General features: G+C 69.6%; 21 protein-coding genes. 14 read left to right on the top strand and 7 right to left on the bottom strand.

The window, feature by feature from the left end; all coding sequences use genetic code 11:
* Together trmB and lepA are read right to left on the bottom strand one after the other, a co-directional pair.
* Window positions 1-750, bottom strand: a complete 750-nt coding sequence (gene trmB / locus JOB34_RS16465; RefSeq protein ID WP_208053719.1) for a tRNA (guanosine(46)-N7)-methyltransferase TrmB — start codon at window positions 748-750, stop codon at window positions 1-3.
* Window positions 751-2,598, bottom strand: coding sequence for a translation elongation factor 4 (lepA, locus tag JOB34_RS16460; RefSeq protein ID WP_208053718.1), 1,848 nt, complete (start codon window positions 2,596-2,598; stop codon window positions 751-753). It abuts the gene before it with no gap.
* Between the two features lie 172 nt (window positions 2,599-2,770).
* On the opposite strand from lepA, the gene JOB34_RS16455 reads away from it, so the two are divergent.
* Window positions 2,771-3,373 (top strand): hypothetical protein, encoded by a 603-nt coding sequence (locus tag JOB34_RS16455; protein ID WP_208053717.1) that lies wholly within the window; start codon window positions 2,771-2,773, stop codon window positions 3,371-3,373.
* A gap of 4 nt (window positions 3,374-3,377) precedes the next feature.
* Here JOB34_RS16455 and JOB34_RS16450 read toward each other — a convergent pair whose 3' ends face one another.
* Window positions 3,378-4,661, bottom strand: coding sequence for an MFS transporter (locus tag JOB34_RS16450; protein ID WP_208053716.1), 1,284 nt, complete (start codon window positions 4,659-4,661; stop codon window positions 3,378-3,380).
* Between the two features lie 59 nt (window positions 4,662-4,720).
* Here JOB34_RS16450 and JOB34_RS16445 point away from each other — a divergent pair, with 59 nt between their 5' ends.
* Complete coding sequence (locus JOB34_RS16445; RefSeq protein WP_208053715.1) at window positions 4,721-5,635, top strand: amidohydrolase family protein; 915 nt, start codon at window positions 4,721-4,723, stop codon at window positions 5,633-5,635.
* A 1-nt stretch (window position 5,636) separates the two neighbouring features.
* On the opposite strand, the gene JOB34_RS16440 is transcribed toward JOB34_RS16445, so the two are convergent.
* Entirely contained in the window at window positions 5,637-7,037 is a 1,401-nt protein-coding gene (locus JOB34_RS16440) for an aromatic amino acid ammonia-lyase (RefSeq protein ID WP_208053714.1), read from the bottom strand.
* Between the two features lie 118 nt (window positions 7,038-7,155).
* Here JOB34_RS16440 and JOB34_RS16435 point away from each other — a divergent pair, with 118 nt between their 5' ends.
* The 9 genes from JOB34_RS16435 (at window position 7,156) to JOB34_RS16395 (ending at window position 17,052) form a co-directional block, all read left to right on the top strand.
* On the top strand, window positions 7,156-7,833 hold the full coding sequence (locus tag JOB34_RS16435) for a helix-turn-helix domain-containing protein (protein WP_208053713.1): 678 nt from the start codon (window positions 7,156-7,158) through the stop codon (window positions 7,831-7,833).
* Window positions 7,834-7,845: 12 nt separating this feature from the next.
* The gene (locus tag JOB34_RS16430) at window positions 7,846-9,036 is read left to right on the top strand and encodes an ATP-binding cassette domain-containing protein (RefSeq protein ID WP_208053712.1); all 1,191 of its coding nucleotides are present in this window, start codon (window positions 7,846-7,848) and stop codon (window positions 9,034-9,036) included.
* Complete coding sequence (locus JOB34_RS16425; RefSeq protein ID WP_233762757.1) at window positions 9,033-9,734, top strand: ABC transporter permease; 702 nt, start codon at window positions 9,033-9,035, stop codon at window positions 9,732-9,734. Before JOB34_RS16430 ends, JOB34_RS16425 begins: the two co-directional genes overlap by 4 nt.
* A complete protein-coding gene (locus JOB34_RS16420) occupies window positions 9,731-10,510 on the top strand; it encodes an ABC transporter permease (RefSeq protein ID WP_208053711.1) in 780 nt (259 codons plus the stop codon). The genes JOB34_RS16425 and JOB34_RS16420 overlap by 4 nt, the downstream gene beginning before the upstream one ends.
* 68 nt (window positions 10,511-10,578) lie before the next feature.
* Complete coding sequence (locus tag JOB34_RS17950) at window positions 10,579-11,529, top strand: glycine betaine ABC transporter substrate-binding protein (RefSeq protein WP_208053710.1); 951 nt, start codon at window positions 10,579-10,581, stop codon at window positions 11,527-11,529.
* Window positions 11,530-11,531: 2 nt separating this feature from the next.
* A complete protein-coding gene (locus tag JOB34_RS17945; RefSeq protein ID WP_208053709.1) occupies window positions 11,532-12,479 on the top strand; it encodes a glycine betaine ABC transporter substrate-binding protein in 948 nt (315 codons plus the stop codon).
* 176 nt (window positions 12,480-12,655) lie between these two features.
* Window positions 12,656-14,260: a malate synthase A gene (gene aceB, locus JOB34_RS16405; RefSeq protein ID WP_208053708.1), complete on the top strand. Its 1,605-nt coding sequence runs from the start codon at window positions 12,656-12,658 to the stop codon at window positions 14,258-14,260.
* Window positions 14,261-14,440: 180 nt separating this feature from the next.
* Entirely contained in the window at window positions 14,441-15,769 is a 1,329-nt protein-coding gene (locus JOB34_RS16400; protein ID WP_347813905.1) for an acyl-CoA dehydrogenase family protein, read from the top strand.
* A 29-nt stretch (window positions 15,770-15,798) separates the two neighbouring features.
* A complete protein-coding gene (locus JOB34_RS16395; RefSeq protein ID WP_208053707.1) occupies window positions 15,799-17,052 on the top strand; it encodes an acyl-CoA dehydrogenase family protein in 1,254 nt (417 codons plus the stop codon).
* Between the two features lie 5 nt (window positions 17,053-17,057).
* Here JOB34_RS16395 and JOB34_RS16390 read toward each other — a convergent pair whose 3' ends face one another.
* Together JOB34_RS16390 and JOB34_RS16385 are read right to left on the bottom strand one after the other, a co-directional pair.
* Window positions 17,058-17,432 carry a GntR family transcriptional regulator gene (locus tag JOB34_RS16390; protein ID WP_347813904.1) on the bottom strand — a complete coding sequence of 125 codons (375 nt, stop codon included), beginning with the start codon at window positions 17,430-17,432 and terminating at the stop codon, window positions 17,058-17,060.
* A complete protein-coding gene (locus JOB34_RS16385; protein WP_243758268.1) occupies window positions 17,429-17,926 on the bottom strand; it encodes a DUF427 domain-containing protein in 498 nt (165 codons plus the stop codon). Before JOB34_RS16385 ends, JOB34_RS16390 begins: the two co-directional genes overlap by 4 nt.
* Window positions 17,927-18,027: 101 nt before the next feature.
* On the opposite strand from JOB34_RS16385, the gene JOB34_RS16380 reads away from it, so the two are divergent.
* Window positions 18,028-19,221 carry an acyl-CoA dehydrogenase family protein gene (locus JOB34_RS16380; RefSeq protein ID WP_208053705.1) on the top strand — a complete coding sequence of 398 codons (1,194 nt, stop codon included), beginning with the start codon at window positions 18,028-18,030 and terminating at the stop codon, window positions 19,219-19,221.
* A 49-nt stretch (window positions 19,222-19,270) separates the two neighbouring features.
* Entirely contained in the window at window positions 19,271-20,413 is a 1,143-nt protein-coding gene (locus JOB34_RS16375; protein ID WP_208053704.1) for an acyl-CoA dehydrogenase, read from the top strand.
* Between the two features lie 63 nt (window positions 20,414-20,476).
* Here the strand turns inward: JOB34_RS16375 and JOB34_RS16370 are convergent, their stop codons facing one another.
* A complete protein-coding gene (locus JOB34_RS16370) occupies window positions 20,477-20,818 on the bottom strand; it encodes a helix-turn-helix domain-containing protein (protein WP_179479910.1) in 342 nt (113 codons plus the stop codon).
* 53 nt (window positions 20,819-20,871) lie between these two features.
* On the opposite strand from JOB34_RS16370, the gene JOB34_RS16365 reads away from it, so the two are divergent.
* Window positions 20,872-21,606: an NAD(P)-binding domain-containing protein gene (locus JOB34_RS16365; RefSeq protein ID WP_347813903.1), complete on the top strand. Its 735-nt coding sequence runs from the start codon at window positions 20,872-20,874 to the stop codon at window positions 21,604-21,606.
* Window positions 21,607-21,801 lie beyond the last annotated feature (195 nt).

Genomic DNA, 21,801 nt, shown 5'->3' with positions numbered 1-21,801 from the left:
TTACTGGTCGGTAGCATCCGCACGTCGGACGACGATGTCCCGCACCGCGCGAGCCGCCTCGATGCCCTTGCGCTCGAACCGGGTCATCACCCGCCCGTCGAAACGGTCGCCGTACTCCGCACCCGGCTCGAAGCCGGGAGCCTCGCGCAGCACGTCCCGCATCTGCTGGGCGTAGTCCTCCCAGTCGGTCGCGAGACGCCACAGCCCGCCGGGCCGCAGCACCCGCGCGACGTCGACGGCGAACATCGGGTCGACCAGCCGGCGCTTGTGGTGCTTGGCCTTGGGCCACGGGTCGGGGAAGAAGGTCCACAGCTGGTCCACGCTCGCGGCCGGCAGCGCCGTCGCGACCACGCCCGCGGCGTCGGCGCGCAGCACCCGCAGATTGCCCACCTGCGCCTGGGCGGCCTTGGCGAGGGTCTGCGCGATCCCCGGACGCCAGACCTCGACCGCCAGGAAGTCCCACTCCGGGTGCTCGGCCGCGGCCGCGACCACGCAGTCACCCGAGCCGGAGCCGATCTCGACGACCAGCGGTGCCGTACGCCCGAAGGCCGCCGGCAGGTCGAGCACGAAGCCGGCTGCCACGCTGGTGCCCTCGATCGGCGGGGACAACAGGTACGCCGGACCGTGCACCTCCAGCGCGCGGTGGTGGCGGGGCGGCATCCGACCGCCGCGACGGGTGAACGACCGGTTGGTCGCCGCCGCCCTGCGGTCGTCGTCCACGTAGGTCTGCGGCGAATCTCCCTGCGACACCTACTTCTTCGCTTTCTCCGCGGCGGATGAGTCTTGGGAGAGCGCGGCGATGAAGGCCTCCTGCGGCACCTCGACGGAGCCCACCATCTTCATCCGCTTCTTGCCCTCCTTCTGCTTCTCCAGCAGCTTGCGCTTGCGGCTGATGTCGCCGCCGTAGCACTTGGCGAGCACGTCCTTGCGGATGGCGCGGATGGTCTCGCGCGCGATGACCCGCGCGCCGATCGCGGCCTGGATCGGCACCTCGAACTGCTGGCGCGGGATGAGGTCCTTGAGCTTGCCGGCCATCATCACGCCGTACGCGTAGGCCTTGTCCCGGTGCACGATCGTGCTGAACGCGTCGACCATGTCGCCCTGCAGCAGCACGTCGACCTTGACCAGGTCGGCGACCTGCTCACCATCGGGTTCGTAATCCAGAGAGGCGTATCCACGGGTCTTGGACTTCAGTGCGTCGAAGAAGTCGAAGACGATCTCGGCGAGCGGAAGCGTGTAGCGCATCTCGACCCGCTCGGGTGAGAGGTAGTCCATCCCGCGCAACGTGCCGCGCCGGGTCTGGCACAGCTCCATGATCGCGCCGATGAACTCGCTCGGCGCGAGGATCGTCGCGCGCACGATCGGTTCGGTGATCGAGGCGACCTTGCCCTCGGGGAACTCGCTCGGGTTGGTGACCACCTCGACCCGCCCGTCGTCCAGGGTGACGTCGTAGACCACGCTGGGCAGCGTCGAGATCAGGTCGAGGTCGAACTCCCGCTCCAGGCGCTCCCGGACGATCTCCAGGTGCAGCATGCCGAGGAAGCCGATCCGGAAGCCGAAACCGAGCGCGACCGAGGTCTCCGGCTCGTAGACCAGCGCGGCGTCGTTCAGCTTCAGGCGGTCCAGGGCGTCGCGCAGGATCGGGTAGTCCGATCCGTCGATCGGGTAGAGCCCGGAGAACACCATCGGCTTGGGGTCGCGGTACCCGCCGAGAGCCTGCACCGAGCCGTTTCGCGAGCTGGTCACCGTGTCGCCGACGCGCGACTGCCGCACGTCCTTCACACCGGTGATGAGATAGCCCACCTCGCCCACGCCGAGGCCCTGGGCGGGCTTGGGCTCCGGTGAGATGACACCGATCTCGAGCAGTTCGTGGGTCGCCTTCGTGGACATCATGGTGATGCGCTCGCGCGGTGCCAGGTTGCCGTCGATGACGCGCACGTAGGTCACGACGCCGCGGTAGGTGTCGTAGACCGAGTCGAAGATCATCGCGCGGGCGGGGCCGTCGGCGTTGCCGGTGGGCGCGGGCAGCTGGTGCACGATCTGGTCCAGCAGCGGTTCGACGCCGACACCGGTCTTGCCCGAGACCTGCAGGCAGTCCGAGGGCTCACAGCCGATGAGCCCGGCGAGCTCCTCCGCGTACTTCTCCGGCTGCGCGGCCGGCAGGTCGATCTTGTTGAGGACCGGGATGATGGTGAGGTCGTTCTCCATGGCCAGGTAGAGGTTGGCCAGGGTCTGCGCCTCGATGCCCTGCGCCGCGTCGACCAGCAGCACCGCACCCTCGCACGCTGCGAGCGAACGGGACACTTCGTAGGTGAAGTCGACGTGGCCCGGCGTGTCGATCATGTTCAGGCAGTACGTCGTCCCGTCGACCTCCCAGGGCATCCGCACGGCCTGGCTCTTGATCGTGATGCCGCGCTCGCGCTCGATGTCCATCCGGTCCAGGTACTGCGCGCGCATCGCCCGGTCGTCGACGACGCCGGTGATCTGCAGCATCCGGTCGGCCAGGGTCGACTTGCCGTGGTCGATGTGGGCGATGATGCAGAAGTTGCGGATCAGGTCCGGCGGCGTCGCGGCAGGCTGCAGCGCGGTGCGGGCCATGGGTGACACGTGTGAGGTCCTCAGGGGATAGCGGAGAAGTGCGGCGAAGGGCCCATTCTCCCACGGTCCGCGGACACGCCGGTCGTGCCCGACCCGCCCCCGGGTGGGCGGCGTCACATTGAGTCCCTATGGTGGTGCCGCAAGTTACCGATCAGTAGCGAAGGGATCATCCATGAGGACGCGAACGACACTGTTGGGCTGCGCGGCGGTCGCGAGCAGCGCGGGACTGCTGCTCACCTCCGCGCCGGGCGCCTCGGCCGACACCGTGTGGACCCTGCGGCACAACGCCACCGCGACGACGTACATCAAGGCGATGAACAAGTCGGTCACGACCACCGGCACGCAGACGGCGCAGTTCGACCTGACCAACCGCAAGCTCACCGCCGTACTGAACCTGGCCCCCACGAGCACGGACATCAAGCTGGCCGGTCTGCCGCTCGCCAAGGCGACGATCGCGATCAAGAACGTCGGCAAGGCCACGGGGACGATCGACTACCAGAACAAGGTGTCGGTCACCCAGCGGGTCAACCTGCACATCACCAGCCTCGACCCGCTGGGTCTGCCGGTGAACCTGGTCGGCAACGACTGCAAGACCTCGACGCCGGTGACGCTCAACCTCACCGGCAAGGTCACCGGGCTGTTCGACCCGTTCAGCCTCTCGGGCACGTTCTCCATCCCGAAGTTCGCCGGCTGCGGGCTGGCGACTCCGGCCGTCAGCGCGCTGACAAGTGGCGACGGCAACACCGTGAAGGTGGACTACGTCGTCCCCAAGTAGGGACTCAGGCGGGTCGGGCGGCCACGGCGTTGCGCGCCGTACGCCGCCCGGCCACCGCCGAGACCGCGGTGATGGCGATGCCGCCGACCGCGAGGAACGCCCCGACCCGGCTCGGCCACTCGTACCCCAGACCCTGCGAGAGCACCAGTCCCCCGACCCAGGCGCCGAGCGCGTTGGCCAGGTTGAGCGTGGAGTGGTTGAGCGCGGCGGCGAGCGCCTGGCCGTCGCGCGCGACGTCCATCAGCCGGGTCTGCAGCATCGGCACCAGCAGGGTGCCGACGAAACCCAGCAGGAAGACCGCGGCCACCGCGCCCGGCACCGTGTGCACCATCGGGCCGAAGGCGAACAGGAGCCCGGTGATGAGGACGAGCGAGAGCAGGATCCCGCGCAGCAGCCCGATCCGGGCGACCCGGCCGCTGGCGAAGGCGCCGGTCGTCATGCCCACGCCGTAACAGACCAGGAACAACGGGACGACGCCGTCGTGCACGCCCGTGAGATGGGTCAGGGTCGGCGCGATGTAGGAGAAGGTCGCGAACATCCCACCGAATCCGACAGTGCCGATCCCGAGCGCCAGCCACACCTGCGGCAGGCGCAGGGCCGCCAGCTCCGATCCGGCGTTCGCTGCGGTGTCCGTGTGCTGATGCGGCACCCAGCGCCACACGGCGAGCGCGGTGAGTGCGGCGATGACGCCGACGCCGGCGTAGGGCCACTGCCAGCCGAGATCCTGACCGATGAGGGTCGACGCGGGGACGCCCACGATGTTCGCGACCGTCAGCCCCGACAGGATCATGGCCACGGCCCAGGTGCGCCGTTCCTTGTCGACCAGGCCGGCGGCCAGCACCGAGGCGATGCCGAAGAAGGCTCCGTGCGGGAGCCCGGACAGGAAGCGCGCAACGAGCAGCGTGCCGAAATTCGGTGCGAGCGCGGATGCCGTGTTGAAGACGGCGAACGCGATCATCAGCGCGATGAGCAGACCCTTGCGCGGCAGTTTCGCGGCCAACGTGGCGATGGTCGGTGCTCCGACCACGACGCCGAGCGCGTACGCCGAGACGACGTGGCCGGCCTGCGGGATGCCAACGTGCACGCCGTGCGCGATCTGCGGCAGCAGGCCCATCGTGACGAACTCGGTGGTGCCGATCGCGAAGCCGCCGAGCGCCATCGACGCCAGCGCCGCGTTCAGCGCGAACCCGTGCAGCGCCCTGGTGGGCGGCTTGGTCGCGGGGCGCTCGGAGGGGCGCGTCGCGTCGAGCGCGGCAGGGCCGGGGACGGTGTCTGTCACTGTCACCATGGTGCTACCTCGCGGGGCGCAGCCGAAATCGTGGCGGGCGCAGCTGCAGGATGGACTCCATGACGCAGCGGCCACCGGGGGGCATCGACGTCCACCAGCACCTGTGGCCGCCGGAGTTCATCGAGCGGCTGCGCCGGCGTGCCACTCCCCCGATGCTGCGCGGCTGGACGCTGCACACGGCGTACGAGGCGCCGTACGACGTCGACGCCGCGGCCCACGACGTCGAGCTGCGGCGCGCCTCCGACATCGACCGGGCCCTCGTCGCTCTCGCCATGTCGACACCGCTCGGGGTGGAGGCGCTGCCGCCCGACGACGCGCAGCCGCTGCTCGCCGCGTGGCACACCGGCGTCGCTGGTCTAGGCGGCCCGTTCGTCGGCTGGGCCGTCGCATCGACCCGCGAGCCGGAACTGGCTCACCTCGACCGGCTGCTGCGCACCCACGGGATCGTGGGTCTGCAGGTGGGGTCGCACTCGATGGACACGCCTGCGTCCCTGGAGGCCCTGGCCCCCCTGCTGCGCCGAGCCGAGCTCGCCGATCGACCCGTCCTGGTGCATCCCGGTCCCGTGGATCCGCATCCCGGACCCGACTGGTGGCCGGCGGTGGTGCAGTACCCCGCGGCCCAGCAGGCGGCGTGGTGGTCCTGGCAGACGGTCGGCCGCTCGCTCCTGCCGGATCTGCGCATCTGCTTCGTGGCGGGCGCAGGTCTCGCGCCGTTGTCCATCGAGCGGTTCGCGGTGCGCGCCCGCGCCGTCGCGCGCGCCGATGATGACCTCTTCGTGGACACCTCCTCGTACGGGCGCCTCGGTGTGGACGCGCTGCGTACGGCGCTCGGCGCGCGCACGATCGTCCTCGGCAGCGACCGGCCGTACGCCGAGCCGTTCGACCTGATCGCCGATCCGCACCTGAGCGACGCCGAAATGCGGGCGTACTGCCACGACAATCCCGCGCGGCTGCTCGGGGTGGCACCGAACTGACTCAGCGGACCCGCAGCCGGTGGGCCAGGTCCGGCACCACCTGCCGTGCCGCCTGCAGATCGGCCGTCAGGTCGCGATCCTCCAACCGAGCGAGACCTGCCTGCAAGGGTGCAAGCTGGGACCACCGAGGCATTCGCCCGGTGAGGGTGAGGGCTCTGGCGGCAGTGAGGAGTTCGGCGGCGAGCAGGTCGCGGTAGGCCTGCTCGGCATCGAGCGCGCCCCGCGCCGACACCGACGCGAAGGACGCGTCGTCCTCCAGTCCCCGCGACAGCGTGACGGTCCCGGCGCTGGCCGGGGCGGCGAGGGAGCGCAGCGCCGCCATGGCCGACGCCGCGACCAGTTCCACCAGCATCGTGCCGGACGCGCCGGGAGTGCCGTCGGCGAGGAACGCCGAGGCACCGGTGAGCCCGGGGCTCGCCAGCATCGTCGTGCGGCCGAGCCCGAGCTGGGCGGCCTGCACGAGCGCACCGAGCAGCCCCTCCACCGCGTTCGCGAGGTAGGCGGCATGGAACGCGCCGTGATGGGTGATCCCACTGTGCTCGTCGAAGACCGGGTTCTCGCTCGGCGCGTTCGCCATCGCGTGGACGGTGCCCGCGGCCCGGTCGAGCGCGTCGAGCAGGACCCCGTGACCCTGGGGCATGGCGCGCAGCCCGAACGGATCCTGGATCCGGGCCGGCGGATCGGCGTACCCGTCATCGTCCAGCACCTGCCTCATCCCGGCGCACACCCGGTGCGCACCGCGGAACGGGGTGGCACGCTCGACGGCCGGCCCGAAGGGCTCGACGTTGCCGTGCACCGCACGCAGAGTGAGCGAGGCGATCGGCACGGCGGCTCTGGTGAGGGTTTCCAGGCGGTGGATCGCGAGCGCCGCGTCCCCGATGGCAGCGGCGTTGCTGGAGATGAGCGCCAGCGCGTCACCCGGTTGGACACGCGGGCCGTCGGGGTGGTCCAGCAACGCGACCCCCACCGTGGCCAGGGCGCTGAGATCGCCGGTGCCGATGCTCCCGCGCTCGAGCACGGGAGGCAGGGTGTCGGTGTTGAGCAGCTCGAGCAGGGCGTCGAACGCCGTCCGACTGAGCCCGCTGCCGCCGGCCGCGAGCTGACCGATCCGCACAGCGATCATCGCCCGCACCCGGGTCGCGTCACGGGGCGTGCCGAGCGAGGTGGCGTGCGAGCGCAGCACCCGGGCCAGCTGACCGTCCGGATCCTGGACGGGCACCGATCGGTTGCCGCCGACCCCGGTGGAACGACCGTAGACCGGCCGCTGCGCCGACAGGCGTTCCGCGACGGCGGCGCCGGAGGCCACTCGCTCGCTGACTTCCGTTGTCACAGAGAGCATTTCGCGACTCAGCGCGATGCGAGCGATATCGCCGATGCGCAGTCCCGCAGACGTCAGTTCCACCCCCACACCCTCCCCTACCGAGCGCCGCCAGGCGAGAGATCGCCGGGTGGTTCCACAGACAGGAAAAGAGTGCCAGGCTACCGCCTAGCGAAAACCCGTTGCTATGGAATGGAAACCGTTGAGCGCTCCCGGCAGGACGGCCTCCGAGGCCCCCGCGTCGTCGACCCGTGCCGTCGACCGGGCCATGGCCCTGCTCTCGGAAGTGTGCGGCGAACAGTCGTTGACCTTGACCGAGTGCGCACGCCGTACCGCGCTGCCCGCGAGCACCGCACTGCGTCTCCTGCGCACCCTGGAGAACTCCGGGTTCGTCACCCGCGACCCCGACGGCAGCTTCGGCGCCGGTCCGCGGATGGTGCAGATCGGGACCCGCGCCCTCAGCAGTCACCGCCTCGTCGCTCACAGCCGCCCGCTGCTCGCGGACGTGGTCGACGCGACCGGCGAGTCGGCCTACCTCGCCCTGCCCGGACCGGGTCGGACCGCCGTGTACGCCGCGACGCACGAGGGCACCTGGCCCATCCGGCACAGTTCGTGGATCGGCCGGGAGGTCGGCCGGGACGCGTACGCCGTGCGCGCCGCACTGGCCGGAGAGGCGACGCCGCAGGGTTATCTCGCCACCCGCGGGCAGTTGGAGCCCGACATCACGGCGGTCTCCGCTCCGGTGCGATCGCAGGACAGGATCGTCGCCGCGGTCACGATCCTCGGCCCGACCTACCGACTCACCGGAAACGCGTTGTCACACTGCGGTGCTGTGATTGCGGCAGCGGCGCACCGTCTCGAAGTCCAGCTCGGCACCTAGGAGAGATTGCGCATGATCCGTTTCGACAACGTCACCAAGCGATATCCCGACGGGACCGTCGCCGTGGACTCCCTCGACCTGACCGCGCAGACCGGCAAGATCACCGTCCTCGTCGGTCCATCAGGCTGCGGCAAGACCACGAGCCTGCGGATGATCAACCGGATGATCGAGCCCTCGGCCGGCTCCATCTGGCTGGACGACCGCGACACCTCCGAGATCGCCACGCACGAACTGCGGCGCCGGATCGGCTACGTCATCCAGCACGCCGGCCTCTTCCCCCATCGCACCATCGTCGACAACGTCGCCACCGTGCCGCTGCTGCTCGGCACCGACAAGAAGAAGGCGCGCAGCGACGCGATGGATCTGCTCGAGCGGGTCGGTCTGGATCGGGGCTTCGCCAAGCGCTACCCCGCCCAGCTGTCCGGTGGCCAGCAGCAGCGCGTCGGCGTCGCCCGCGCGCTCGCGGCCGACCCGCCGGTGATGCTGATGGACGAGCCGTTCTCGGCGGTCGACCCGGTGGTGCGCGAGCAACTGCAGGACGAGTTCCTGCGCCTGCAGGACGACCTCGGCAAGACCATCGTGTTCGTCACCCACGACATCGACGAGGCCATCAAGCTTGGCGACCAGATCGCCGTCCTGCGCGTCGGCGGCCACCTGGCCCAGCTCGCCACCCCCGCCGACCTGCTCGCCCGCCCGGCCGACGCGTTCGTGGCCGGGTTCGTCGGGCGCGACCGCGGCTATCGCGCGCTCGGGTTCAGCGAGGGGCAGGAGCTGCCGCACCACGAGGAGCCCACCGTGCGGATGGGCGAGACGGTCCCGGCCGCGTCCGAGGCCGCCGAGTGGCTGCTCGCGGTCGACGGTGACCTGCACCCGCAGGGCTGGATCAACGTGGGGCAGACCGCCGGACGCGAGGTCACCGAGGAGCTGCTCTACCGCGGCGGCACCCTCGCCACCCAGGGCGGATCGCTGCGTGCGGCCCTCGACGCCTGCCTGTCCTCGCCGTCCGGGCGCGGCGTGGTCGTCGACGAGGACCACCGGCTGCTCGGCAGCGCCCAGCTCGACGAGGTCGTGCAGCTCATCAAGACCGAGCCCCGCCCGTCCCTCGCCGACCACACGGACCAGCCCGGCCAGGCCGACCAGAACGGCGCCGACCACCGGGTCTCCGGTGCCACGCCGGCCACGCTGCAGAAGGGTCCGGCGTGAGCGGCCTCGCGAGCGAGGTGAGTTCCTCACCGCTCAGCTTCTGGAGCTACTTCATGGACCACCGCAGCACGGACTTGCAGCTGCTCTGGTCCCACACCTGGCTCTCGGTCGTACCAGTCGTCCTTGGACTGATCATCGCGCTGCCGCTCGGGTGGCTCTCGAACCGGTTCTCGTGGAGCTATCCGCCGATCATGACCGTCTCGGGCTTGCTCTACACCATCCCCTCGATCGCGCTCTTCGTGCTGATCCCGCCGCTGCTGCACCTGGACCAGCTCTCGGAACTGCAGGTGCCGATCGCCCTCACGGTCTATTCGGTGGCGCTGCTGGTGCGGGTCGTCGCCGACGGCCTCGGCTCGGTCAGTGAGGACACCCGCCAGGCGGCCACCGCCATCGGCTTCACCCCGCTGGCCCGCTTCTTCAAGGTCGACCTGCCGATCGCCGTGCCCGTGATCACCGCGGGCCTACGGGTAGCCGTGGTCTCCAACGTCAGCATCGTGGCGATCGCCGGCACCATCGGCTTCCAGAACCTCGGCAACCTCTTCACGACGGGCTACCAGCTGTCCTCCGGGACCAGCCCCTATTACCCGCCCATCGTGTTGGGCCTGATCCTCTGCGTGATCCTCGCGCTCGCGCTGGACGCGCTGGTGATCCTGGCCGGTCGAGGGCTCACACCGTGGCGACGGGCGGTACGAGCATGATCGGCAACGTCATCACCTGGCTCAACGACCCGTCGCACTGGCGCGGGACGGGGACGACCGACGGCATCGTCACGCAGCTGGAACGCCACATCTCCTACGTCGGCATCGCGCTCCTGATCGCGATGCTGATCGCCGTGCCGTTGGGCCTGCTCATCGGCCACACGGGCAGGGGCGGTTCGGCCGTCTCCGTCGCCAACGCCATCAGGTCGATCCCGAGCATCGGACTGCTGATCCTGCTGGTGGTGATCATCTCCCCGCACTTCCACGGGCGCACCCAGGCTGGATTCATCATTCCGACCGAGATTGTCCTCATGCTGCTCGCCGTCCCGCCGATCCTCGCCGGCACCTACGCCGGCGTCGAGAACGTGGACCCCACGGTGCGGGACGCCGCATACGGCATGGGGATGAAGGGTGGCCAGGTGCTGCTCAAGGTGGAGGTGCCGAACGCCCTGCCCCTCATCTTCTCGGGAGTGCGCTCCGCGGCGCTGCAGCTCATCGCCACGGCCACCATCGCATCGTTCGTGCCGCTCGGCGGCCTCGGCCGCTTCATCTACGACGGACTCGCCCAGCGCGACTTTCCCCAGATGATCGGCGGCGGAGTCCTCGTCGCGGCGCTGGCGCTGCTCTTCGACCTCCTCCTGGCAGCGATCCAGCGGGTCCTCGTCTCTCCCGGGGTGAGCCGCCGGTTCTCCAAACGCGCCGACCGGCGCCGCGGCGCCGCCGGGGAGGCCGACTCCCGGGTGGCCGCCCTCGACGAGGCGGAGGTAGCCGCCTGAGAGGCCCCGGAGCGGTCCCTTCGAAAACTGACCAGTTCACCAGCAGGCACTTCACCACAGGAGCACAGATGATCAAGCGCACCATCAGCATCGTCGCGGTCGCCGGCCTCGGCCTCGGCCTCGCCGCGTGCGGTAAGGACAGTTCGAAATCCGGCAGCGGCAGTGGCAGCGGTAGTGCTGCCGCCGGCACCGTCGCCTCGAAACTGATCATGGGCGGACCGGCCGAGTTCCAGACCCGGGCCGACGGGCTGCCCGGGCTCAAGAAGAACTACGGCGTCGCCTTCGGCAAGTACACCGTCACCGACACCGGCGGCCCGGTGACCATCGGCGCCCTGAAGAACGGCCAGGTGGACGCGGCCGACATCTTCACCACCGACCCGTCGATCAAGGCCGACAACTTCGTGGTGCTCACCGACCCCAAGCACAACTTCGCGGCTCAGAACATCATCCCGCTGGTCAGCAAGTCCAAGGCCACTCCCGGTGTGGAGGCGGTGCTGAACGCGGTCTCCGCCACGTTGTCCACCGCGGCCCTGCGCGACCTGGTCACCCAGGCGGTCACCGACAAGAAGGACCCCGACGCTGTGGCCAAGAGCTTCCTCTCGGCGCACCCCGTCAACATGTCGGGCAAGGCGAGCGGAGCCTCGCTCACCGTCGGGTCGGCGAACTTCCCGGAGAACGTCGTCCTTGCCGAGATCTACGCGGAGGCCCTCAAGAGCGCGGGCGCAAAGGTGTCGACGAAGCTGAACATCGGCAGCCGTGAGAAGTACTTCCCGGCACTGAAATCCGGCTCGATCAACGTCTTCCCCGAATACAACGGCGCCGTGCTCAGCTACCTGCAGCAGGGGGCCACCGAGGCGAGCACGACCGCCGTCGACACCGCGCTGTCCAAGGCCCTGCCATCCAGCATCGTCGCGCTCAAGCCCGCCGAGGCCCAGGACAGCGACGCCATCGTGGTGACCAAGGCCACCGCCGACAAGTACAAGCTCGTGTCCATCGCGGACCTTGCGAAGAAGGGCTGACCATGATCAGAAGCAGCATCGGCATCGTCGCAGTGATCGGCCTGGGCCTCGGCCTGGCCGCGTGCGGCAAGGACAGCTCCAAGACCGGGGGAAGCAACGGCGCGACATCGGGCAGCGGCACCGTCGCCTCGAAGCTCATCATGGGAGGCTCGGCCGAGTTCAAGACCCGCGCCAACGGTCTCCCGGGGCTGAAGAAGAACTACGGCGTCGTCTTCGGCAAGTACACCGTCACCGACACCGGCGGCCCGGTCACCGTCGGGGCGCTGGTGAACGGTCAGATCGATGCGGCCGACATCTTCAGCACGGACCCGTCGATCAAGAAGTACGGGTTCGTCTCCCTCAAGGATCCGAAGAACAACTTCGCGGCCCAGAACATCACCCCGCTGGTGAGCAAGAGCAAGGCGACACCGGGAGTCGAGGCGGTGCTCAACGCGGTGTCGGCCAAGCTGTCGCAGCAGGCATTGGTCGACATGGTCTCCCAGGCCATCACCGACAAGGAGGATCCCGCGGCGGTCGCGAAGGCCTTCCTGGCCAAGAACCCGATCAACATGCCGGGCAAGGCCAGCGGCGTATCGCTCAGCGTCGGTTCCTCGAACTTCCCCGAGAGCGTCGTACTCGGCAACCTCTACTCCCAGGCCCTGAAGAGCGCAGGAGCGAAGGTCACCGACAAGTTCAACATCGGCAGCCGCGAGAAGTACTACCCGGCGCTGAAGGCCGGATCGATCAACATGTTCCCGGAGTACAACGGCGCCCTGGCGAGCTACCTGGACAACTCGACCAGTGCCTCCAGCACTGCAGAGGTGATGGCGGCACTGAAGAAGGCGCTGCCCTCCAGCATCGTCGCGTTGACCCCGGCGCAGGCACAGGACAACGACTCGGTCATGGTGACCAAGGCCACGGCCGAGAAGTACCACCTGGTCTCGATCGCCGACCTGGCGAAGAAGGACTGATTTTCAACCCATCGTCACTTCCGACCGTGTGCCGCTCCGTCATCGACGGGGCGGCACACGGCGTGTCCGGCAGACTGTCCCAGAAGGGCTGCGTCGATGTTACCGGCTGGTAACATCGACGGATCAACGCCCGCGGCGCTCCAGCGCGCCGATTCCGTGCCTTCTCAGGAGGATCGATGTCCGACGCACCCACTCTTCAGCTGCCCGACGGCGTGCAGGTGACGGGACCTCTGCAGGAGCGCTATGACGTCATCCTGTCGCCGAAGGCGCTGGCACTCATCGCCCGCCTGCAGCGTGAGTTGAACGCCGACCGCCTCACCGCGCTGCAGGCGCGAGCGGCCCGCATCAAGCAGGTGGCCGACGGGACCGACCTGGACTTCCTCGAGGAGACCCGCGCAGTGCGCGAGGACGACAGCTGGAAGGTGGCGCCGCTGGCGCCGGGCCTGGAGGACCGCCGGGTGGAGATGACCGGCCCGACCGACGCCAAGATGACGATCAACGCCCTCAACTCCGGCGCCCGCGCCTGGCTGGCAGACCAGGAGGACGCCAACACCCCGATGTGGGGCAACGTCGTGCAGGGTCCGCTCAACCTGATGGACTCCATCGACGGCACGCTCGACTTCACCAGCGCCGAGGGCAAGGAGTACAAGGTCGCGCCGTTCGAGCAGCAGCCGACGATCATCGTGCGGCCGCGCGGCTGGCACCTGCCGGAGAAGCACATCCTGGTGGACGGTGAGCAGACCTCGGGCTCCCTCGTCGACTTCGCGCTCTACCTCACCGCCTGCGGTCAGAAGCAGATCGACCGCGGCCACGGGCCGTACTTCTATCTGCCCAAGATGGAGAGCCACAAGGAGGCCCGGCTATGGAACCGCGCCTTCGTGCTCGGCCAGGACTTCCTCGGCATCCCCCAGGGCACGATCCGGGCGACCTGCCTGATCGAGACGCTGCCCGCGGCATTCGAGATGGAGGAGATCCTCTACGAGCTGCGCGACCACTCCTCGGGACTCAACGCCGGCCGCTGGGACTACCTCTTCTCGGTCATCAAGACCTACCGCACCCGCGGCGCGGACTACATCGTCCCCGACCGCAACACCGTGACGATGACGGTGCCGTTCATGCGGGCATACACCGAGCTGCTCGTGCGCACCTGCCACAAGCGCGGCGCGTCCGCCATGGGCGGGATGGCCGCTCAGATCCCGACCAAGGACGAGCAGACCAACGCCGCGGCGTACGAGAAGGTCACCGCCGACAAGACGCGCGAGGCGAACGACGGCTTCGACGGGTCGTGGGTGGCCCACCCCGCGATGGTCAAAACGTGCTTCGAGGTCTTCGAGCAGGTGCTCGGCGGCAAACCGAACCAGCTGCAGAAGACCCGCGACGACGTGCACGTCGATGCCGCCGCGCTGCTGGACGTGCGCTCCACGCCCGGTGACGTCACCGAGGCCGGACTGCGCGCCAACATCGACATCGCCCTGCAGTACCTGCGCAGCTGGCTGACCGGCCGCGGCGCCGTGGCCATCCACAACCTGATGGAGGACGCTGCGACCGCCGAGATCTCCCGCTCGCAGATCTGGCAGCAGATCCAGAACGACGTCACGACGGCCGACACGGGCACGCTCATCACGCGGGAGTGGGTGCTGCAGCTGGCCGACGAGGTCATCGCGGACCTGCCCGGCGAGCCGGCCGACTACGAGGATGCCAAAGAGACGTTCCTGCAGGTCGCGGTGGCCGATGAGTACGCCGACTTCCTGACCCTGCCCGCGTACGAGCGGATGGCCTGACACCGCCCGCACAACTCTCACGAGGCCGCCCGACCGCCACCCGGTCGGGCGGTCTCGCGTTCGCGTGCCGACCGTAGAGGCCGTATCGCGTGTTACCGGTACCGCGCGTACCAGTTATCAAGTAGGCTAACTTTACTGCCCGGAAACTTACGACATCTCGTCCCTAAGGAGCGTCGCACCGTGAGTACGCACTCCAAACCGAGCCTCGCCGACAAGGGCCAGGCGTTCGGGTTGCGCCTGATCGCCCGTGCCGGCGGCCTCGAGGCCATGAAGAACCCCGTCCTGCGCTCGAAGGTCGAGCGCATCCTCTACAAGAGCGCGCAGCAGGGCTTCAGGGCCCAGACCGCCGCCGGCAAGGCCTTCGCCCGCAAGAGCGGGTCCGGGTCCGCCACCCGCCCCGAGCGCAGCACGGCACGCCGCGAGTTCGACCTCACGCCGTCCGAGGACCAGGCAATGATCCAGGAGGCCGCCCGCGAGTTGGCCGACGAGGTCATCCGACCGGCCGGTGGGCAGGCCGACACCGACCGCGCGGTGCCGGACGAGGTCCGCCGACAGGCGGCGTCGATGGGGCTCACGCTCGTCGGTGTCCCGACCGATCTGGGCGGCGTCGCCGAAGAGGCGTCGGCGGTCACCAGCGCTCTGGTCATCGAGGAGCTTGCCCGTGGCGACATGGGGCTGGCGGTAGCCATCATGTCCTCGGCCGCCGTCGCCAACGCCCTTGTGAACTACGGGGACTCGGCCCAGCAGGCGACCTTCCTGCCGCCGTTCACCGATGAGGACGATCCCGCGACCGGGGCCCTGGCCATGACCGAACCGCAGCCGCTGTTCGACCCGCTGAAGCCCCGGACGCTCGCCCGCACCGATGGGGGCGACGTGGTGATCGATGGACAGAAGTCGCTGGTGGTCGCCGCGGCGAGCGCGGACCTCTTCATCGTGTCGGCGCTGCTCGACGACGAACCCCGGCTGATCGTGGTGCAGCCCGGCACCGCCGGCCTCACCACCACCGACGACCCGGCCATGGGGCTGCGCGCGGCGGCTACCGGCCGACTGCACCTGGACGGCGTACGCGTCCCGGCGGGCAACGTGCTCGGCACGTCCGCCGACGTGCTCGACGCCGTGCGCCGAGCCCGGCTGGCCTGGGCCGCAGCCGCGGTGGGCACCGGGCAGGCCGTGGTCGACCACCTCACGACGTACACCGTCGAACGCACCGCCTTCGGCGAGCCGATCGCCCAGCGTCAGGCCGTGGCCTTCACGGTGGCCGACGCCGCGATCGAGGTCGACGCGCTGCGGCTGGTCGTCTGGCGGGCAGCGGCGCAGCTCGACGCGGGGCGTGACGCGGGCGCGTCCGTCGCGCACGCGCGCAGCCTCACGTCCACCTACCTGACCCGGGTCGGCTCCGACGGCGTGCAACTGCTCGGCGGACACGGATTCGTCAAGGAGTACGACAACGAACGCTGGTACCGCGACCTGCGCGGCGCCGGGGTGCTCGAGGGCACCCTGCTGGTCTGAGCCGGCCCGACCGACGACAGGAATTGAACATGATTGATCTGGAAGTCCCGAAGAAGTTCCGCCCGCTGCTCACCCAGGCGGCATCGCTGGCCGACGACATGTTCCGACCGATCAGCCGCAAGTACGACCTGGCCGAGCACGAGTACCCGACCGAACTCGACCTGCTGTCCGCGGTGCTGGACGGGATGTCCGACTCCGGCGCCACCCAGGGCGCGGGCGCCAGTGGATCGGCGCAGGTCAAGGATCCCGGCACCGCCCCGGCGGGCGTCGGGTCCGGTCGCAACGACCGCCGGGGCAAGCCCAACAAGAACGGCGCCAACCTGTCCTCGGTGCTGTCGATCATGCAGACCTGTCGCGGCGACGTCGGTCTGACCCTGTCCATTCCTCGCCAGGGTCTGGGCAACGCGGCGATCGCCGCCGTCGCCAGTGACGAGCAGAAGGAGCGTTACGGCAACCGGTGGGCCGCGATGGCGATCACCGAGCCGGAGGCCGGTTCGGACTCCGGTGCGATTCGCACCACCGCCGTCAAGGACGGCGACGACTACATCCTCAACGGCGAGAAGATCTATGTCACGGCGGGTTCGCGTGCGGACCTGGTCGTGGTGTGGGCGACGCTCGACCGGTCGCTCGGCAAGCAGGCCATCAAGTCGTTCGTGGTCGAGACCAGCAATCCGGGCATGCAGCTCGTGCGGCTGGAGCACAAGCTCGGCATCCGCGCCTCGGACACGGCAGCGTTCCTGCTGCAGGACTGCCGGGTGCCCGCCCGCGACCTGCTGGGAGATCCGCAGATCCGAACCGAAGGTGGCTTCGGCGGGGTCATGCAGACCTTCGACAACACCCGTCCGCTGGTGGCCGCGATGGCGTGCGGCCTCACCCGGGCCTGCCTGGACCTGACGACCGAGCTGCTGGCGAAGGAGGGCGTCGTCCCCGACGTCGACGCACCCCTCACGACCCAGCCGTACGCCGCGGCCCGGCTGATCCAGATGGAGGCCGACTACGAGGCGGCGTACCTGCTGGCCCTGCGCGCCGCGTGGATGGCCGACAACGGCAAGCCCAACTCGATGCAGGCGTCGATGGCCAAGGCCAAGGCCGGGCGCACCTGCGTCAATGTCTCACTTGCGTGCGTCGAGCTCGCGGGCGCGAGCGGGTACGCCGAGACCGAGCTGCTGGAGAAGTGGGCCCGCGACTCCAAGATCCTGGACATCTTCGAGGGCACCCAGCAGATCCAGCTGCTGATCGTGGCCCGCCGGCTGCTCGGCCTGTCCTCCAACCAGTTGAAGTAACGCCCTCAGCGCGAGCGCACGTTGGTGACGGCCGCGCGTACGACCGAGATCAGCGATTCCTCGTTGAGGGCGAGGTGGCGCGTCCGCTGTGCGAAATCGGCAGCGGCCGCGGCCGCCTCGGCCTGCGAACGGTCACCGGACGAACTCACGAAGGTGCCGGCCCGGCCGCGGGTCTCGATGAGACCGGACTGCTCCAACCGGGTGTAGGCCTTCGCGACGGTGCCCGGCGCGACTCCGAGCTGCTCGGCGAGCCCTCGCACGGTCGGCAGCTTGGTGCCGACCGCAAGCGAGCCGTCATTGGACCCGGCCGCGATCTGCCGGCAGATCTGTTCGTACGGAGGGGTCGCGTCGTCCGGGTCGATCCGCAGTGGCGCGCTCACCACCCGAGCGTCCCCGGTTCACCCTTGAACGGGCCCACCACGCGCCCCGTGATCCACCCGCCGTAGAACCCCCCGGCCTGTGGCTGGACCCGCTCGCCGTCCACCCGGCACTCGTCGACCTGGCCCGGCATGACGGCGATGTAGCCGAGCAGTCGCTCGAATCCGGGGCTGGGCTCCGGATAGGTCCACGCCGCCTTGCGCGCCGTCGCCGAACCGCCCACCACGTCGAAGTACGCCGCGACGCCCTTGAACTCGCAGTAGGAGGATCCCGCGGTCGGGCGCAATGCCCCCTCGGCGAAATCGGCGACCGGCAGGTAGTAGGTCGGCGGGTGACTCGTCTCCAGCACCCGTACGGCGCTGCGACTGCTCGCGACCGTGCGCCCTCCCAGGTCCACCTCGACCAGCTCGGCGGTGTCCTCGACCCGGGGTGGGCGCGGGTAGTCCCACACCGACTCCTGGCCGGGATCCGGCGCGATCCTGCGTGCTGTGCTCATCCGGCGCTCCATCCTGCCCCGGGTGATGCTACCGGCGCGTACGGGAAGTGAGATGCTGCCTGGAGAGATCGCCACGCCGGACCAACCCTGGAAGGACCCCGATGGATCTGGAATACACGCCCGAGGAGCAGCAGTTCCGCGACGAACTGCGCACCGTCTTCTACGAGAAGGTGCCGGCCGAGATCCGCGAACGGGTGGTGCGGGGGCAGATCAGCCGCGAGGACATCGTGGCGAGCCAGCGGATCCTGCACGAGCACGGGCTGGCCGTGCCGCACTGGCCGACCCAGTGGGGTGGCAAGAAGTGGACCGCGACGCAGCAGAACATCTACGCCTCCGAACTGCAGCGGGCCGCGGTGCCCACTCCCCTGGCCTTCAACGTGAGCATGGTCGGGCCGATCATCGCCGAGTTCGGAAGCCAGGAGCAGAAGGAGAAGTTCCTCCCGGCCACGGCCAACCTGGACATCTGGTGGTCGCAGGGCTTCTCTGAGCCGGAAGCCGGCTCGGACCTCGCCGGCCTCAAGACCACCGCGATCCGCGACGGTGACGAGTACGTCATCAACGGCCAGAAGACCTGGACCACGCTGGGGCAGTACGGCGACTGGATGTTCCTGCTCGCCCGCACCAACCCCGGTGCCGAGCGCAAGCAGCAGGGCATCTCCTTCATCCTGGTCGACATGAAGACCCCGGGCATCGAGCGCCGCCCGATCAAGCTGATCGACGGCAGCGTCGAGGTCAACGAGTTCTTCTTCGACGACGTCCGCGTGCCGGTCTCCAACCTGGTCGGCGAGGAGAACAAGGGCTGGACCTACGCCAAGTTCCTGCTCGGCAACGAGCGCAACGGCATCGCCCAGGTGGGCACGAGCCAGCGGGTCTTCGCCGAGCTGGTCGACGCCGCCAAGGAGACCGACGTCGAAGAGGGCACCCTCGCCGACGACCCGGACTTCCGTTCCCGGCTGCACACCGCCAAGATGCGGCTGCTTGCTCTGGAGGCGACCCAGCTGCGTGTCGCGGGCGCCTCGGCCGACGGCAAGCCGGACCCGGCGTCCTCCCTGTTGAAGCTCGAGGGCACCCGACTGCTGCAGAGCCTCACCGCGCTGCGACTGGATGCCGGCGGCACCGACTCCGTGCTCGTCGGGGACACCGAGGGCACCGACGGCACACCGGTCGGCCTGAGCAGCGAGCACGCCGCGAGTACGGCCGCCCTGCAGTACCTCAACATGCGCAAGCTGTCGATCTTCGGTGGTTCCAACGAGATCCAGCGTGGCGTCATCGCCAAGGCGGTCCTGGGTCTGTGACCCGCAGGACGCCGGCAGACCCCTTCGACACGACGAACGAGAGCATCTGATGGACCTGACATTGAACGAAGACCAGGAAGCCTTCGCCGAGAGCATCGACGACGCCCTGGCCCGCACGTACACCGCCGAGTTCCGCGGCAAGGCCGCAGCCAGCGATGTCGGCTGGGACGAGAAGCTCTTCTCGACCCTGGCGGAGATCGGCGCGAGCGCGCTCACCATCGACGAGGAGCACGACGGCCTGGCCGCCGGCGCGGGCGAGGTGTACGCCGCGCTCTACGCGCTCGGCCAGAACGCCGCCATCGAGCCCTTCCTCGACGGCGTCTACCTGCCGTCGTGGCTGTTGTCCGCGAGCGGCTCCGCGCCGGATGAGGTCCTGAGCGCGCTGGCCGCCGGCGAGGCGATCGCCGCCGTCGCGCACTCCGAGCCCGGCCGCGTCTGGGACGCCGCACCCGCCACCACCGCGACCGGCGATGATGACAAGGTCACCCTGTCGGGCACGAAGACCGCTGTCGCACACGCCGATCAGGCCAAGTGGCTGCTCGTGACCGCGTCCGGTGACGCCGGCTTCGGTGTCTACCTGGTGAACGGCGACGCCGAGGGGATCACCCGCACGGACGGCCGCACCGCCGATTGGACCCGGGTCTCACGGGTCACCTTCGAGGGGACGCCCGCCACTCTCCTGGGCACCGCCGGCGACCAGGGTCGCCGCGCCTTCGACGCCGGCGTCGCCCGCGCCCGCATCGCGGTGCTCGCCGAGGCCGTGGGCCTGATGGACCGCGCGAGCAAGGTGACGGTCGACTACCTGAAGTCGCGCAAGCAGTTCGGCGTGACGCTGTCGACGTTCCAGGCCCTGGTGCACCGCGCTGCCGACCTCTACGCCGAGGTGGAACTCGCCCGCTCGGTCGCGCTGTGGGCGACCGCCAGCCTCGAGCGGGACGCGCAGACCGACGACACCGATGTGGACGCCACGGCAGACGACGCGTTCGTCTACATCGCCCAGGCCGCCCGTGTGGTCGCCGAGGAGGTCGTGCAGTTGCACGGCGGTATCGGGATGACCTTCGAGACCCCGATCAGCCATTACGCGGCACGCCTGACCTCGATCGAGCAGTCGTACGGCGGGGTCGCCGCCGCCCGCCGGCGGGTCCTGAAGTCCGGTTCGCCGCTCACCGCGCCGACCGTCGTGCGGAGCTGACCTCGGCAGAGCACATCGACGACGCCTCGGGCACACAGTGATCGCTGTGTGCCCGAGGCGTTTTCAGCGCACCTGCACCGGCGCCTCCCGGCCGTGCGCGAGCGCCAGGTCGAGCAGTCCGGGGAAGCGCGCGTCCAGATCCGCGCGGCGTACCTGGTTCATCCTGCGGGTGCCCTCGTCGGACTGCAGGAGCACGCCGGCCTCACGCAGCACGCGGAAGTGGTGGCTGGCGGTCGACTTGCCGACGGGCAGCTCCAGCGAGCAGCAGGGCACCCCACGGTCGATGCCGTCCAGCGCCGAGACGATGCCCAGCCGCACGGGGTCGCTCAACGCCGCCATCACCCGGGACAGGTCGATGTCCTGCTGGTCGGGGTGCGTGAGGGGCCCGGATCTCCTGCTCGCCATGCGCCTCAGCATCTCATGTTCGACGACCGTCGACTGTTCCTGAGGTGGGTGCTATGTTCGCAGCACACCGAACATCTATGGAAGGTCGCATCATGCGGATCGGGATCATCGGAGCCGGCAACATCGGCGGGGCCCTCGTGCGCGGGCTCGTGCCCCTCGGCCACGACGTGCAGGTCGCGAACTCACGCGGACCGCAGACGCTGCAAGAGCTGGCGTCGGAGACCGGCGCGAGCGCCGTCACCGTGCAGGACGCCGTACGGGACAAGGACCTGATCGTCGTCACCATCCCCCAGGCCAAGGTCGAGTCGCTGCCCGCCGGCCTCTTCGCCGACGTCCCGGCGGACGTCGTGGTCGTCGACACGGGCAACTACTACCCACGCGAACGCGACGGGCGCATCGCCGCGATCGAGGACGGGGCGGTCGAGAGCGACTGGGTGCAGGACCGGATCGGTCATCCGGTCGTCAAGGCGTTCAACAATATCTTCGCCGCTCACCTGCAGGACAAGGGCCAGCCGCAGGGTGCCGACGGGCGCATCGCTCTGCCGATCGCGGGTGACGATGCGGACGCCAAGAAGGTGGTGCAGGAGCTGGTCGACGCCCTCGGTTTCGACCCGGTCGACGCGGGCACGATCGCCGACTCGTGGCGCCAGCAGCCGGGCACCCCGGTCTACACGACCGACCTCGACGTCGCCGGCGTCCGCGCCGCCCTCGCCGACGCGCCCCGCGAGCGCCCGGAGGCCTTCACCGCGACTCCGGACAGCCCGGGCACCTACTCAGACCCTCGATAAGGCCGGGGCGACCTGTCCTGATGGAGGGGCCGTCGGCGTCCGACCGCGTCGTACGTTGGACGCTCCGGAACCATCTCAAGGAGTCACCGATGCCTCGATTCATGGATGTCCACTCGATCGACGGCGGCGTGAGGGTCGAGGACGTGGCGAAGGCCCACGCCGCCGACCGCATGCGAGAAGTCCCGGACCACGTGG

This window comes from Allobranchiibius sp. GilTou38 (genome assembly GCF_017565325.1).
GTDB classification, from domain to species: Bacteria; Actinomycetota; Actinomycetes; order Actinomycetales; family Dermatophilaceae; genus Allobranchiibius; species Allobranchiibius huperziae.
This window is presented reverse-complemented; position numbering and strand designations above follow the sequence as displayed.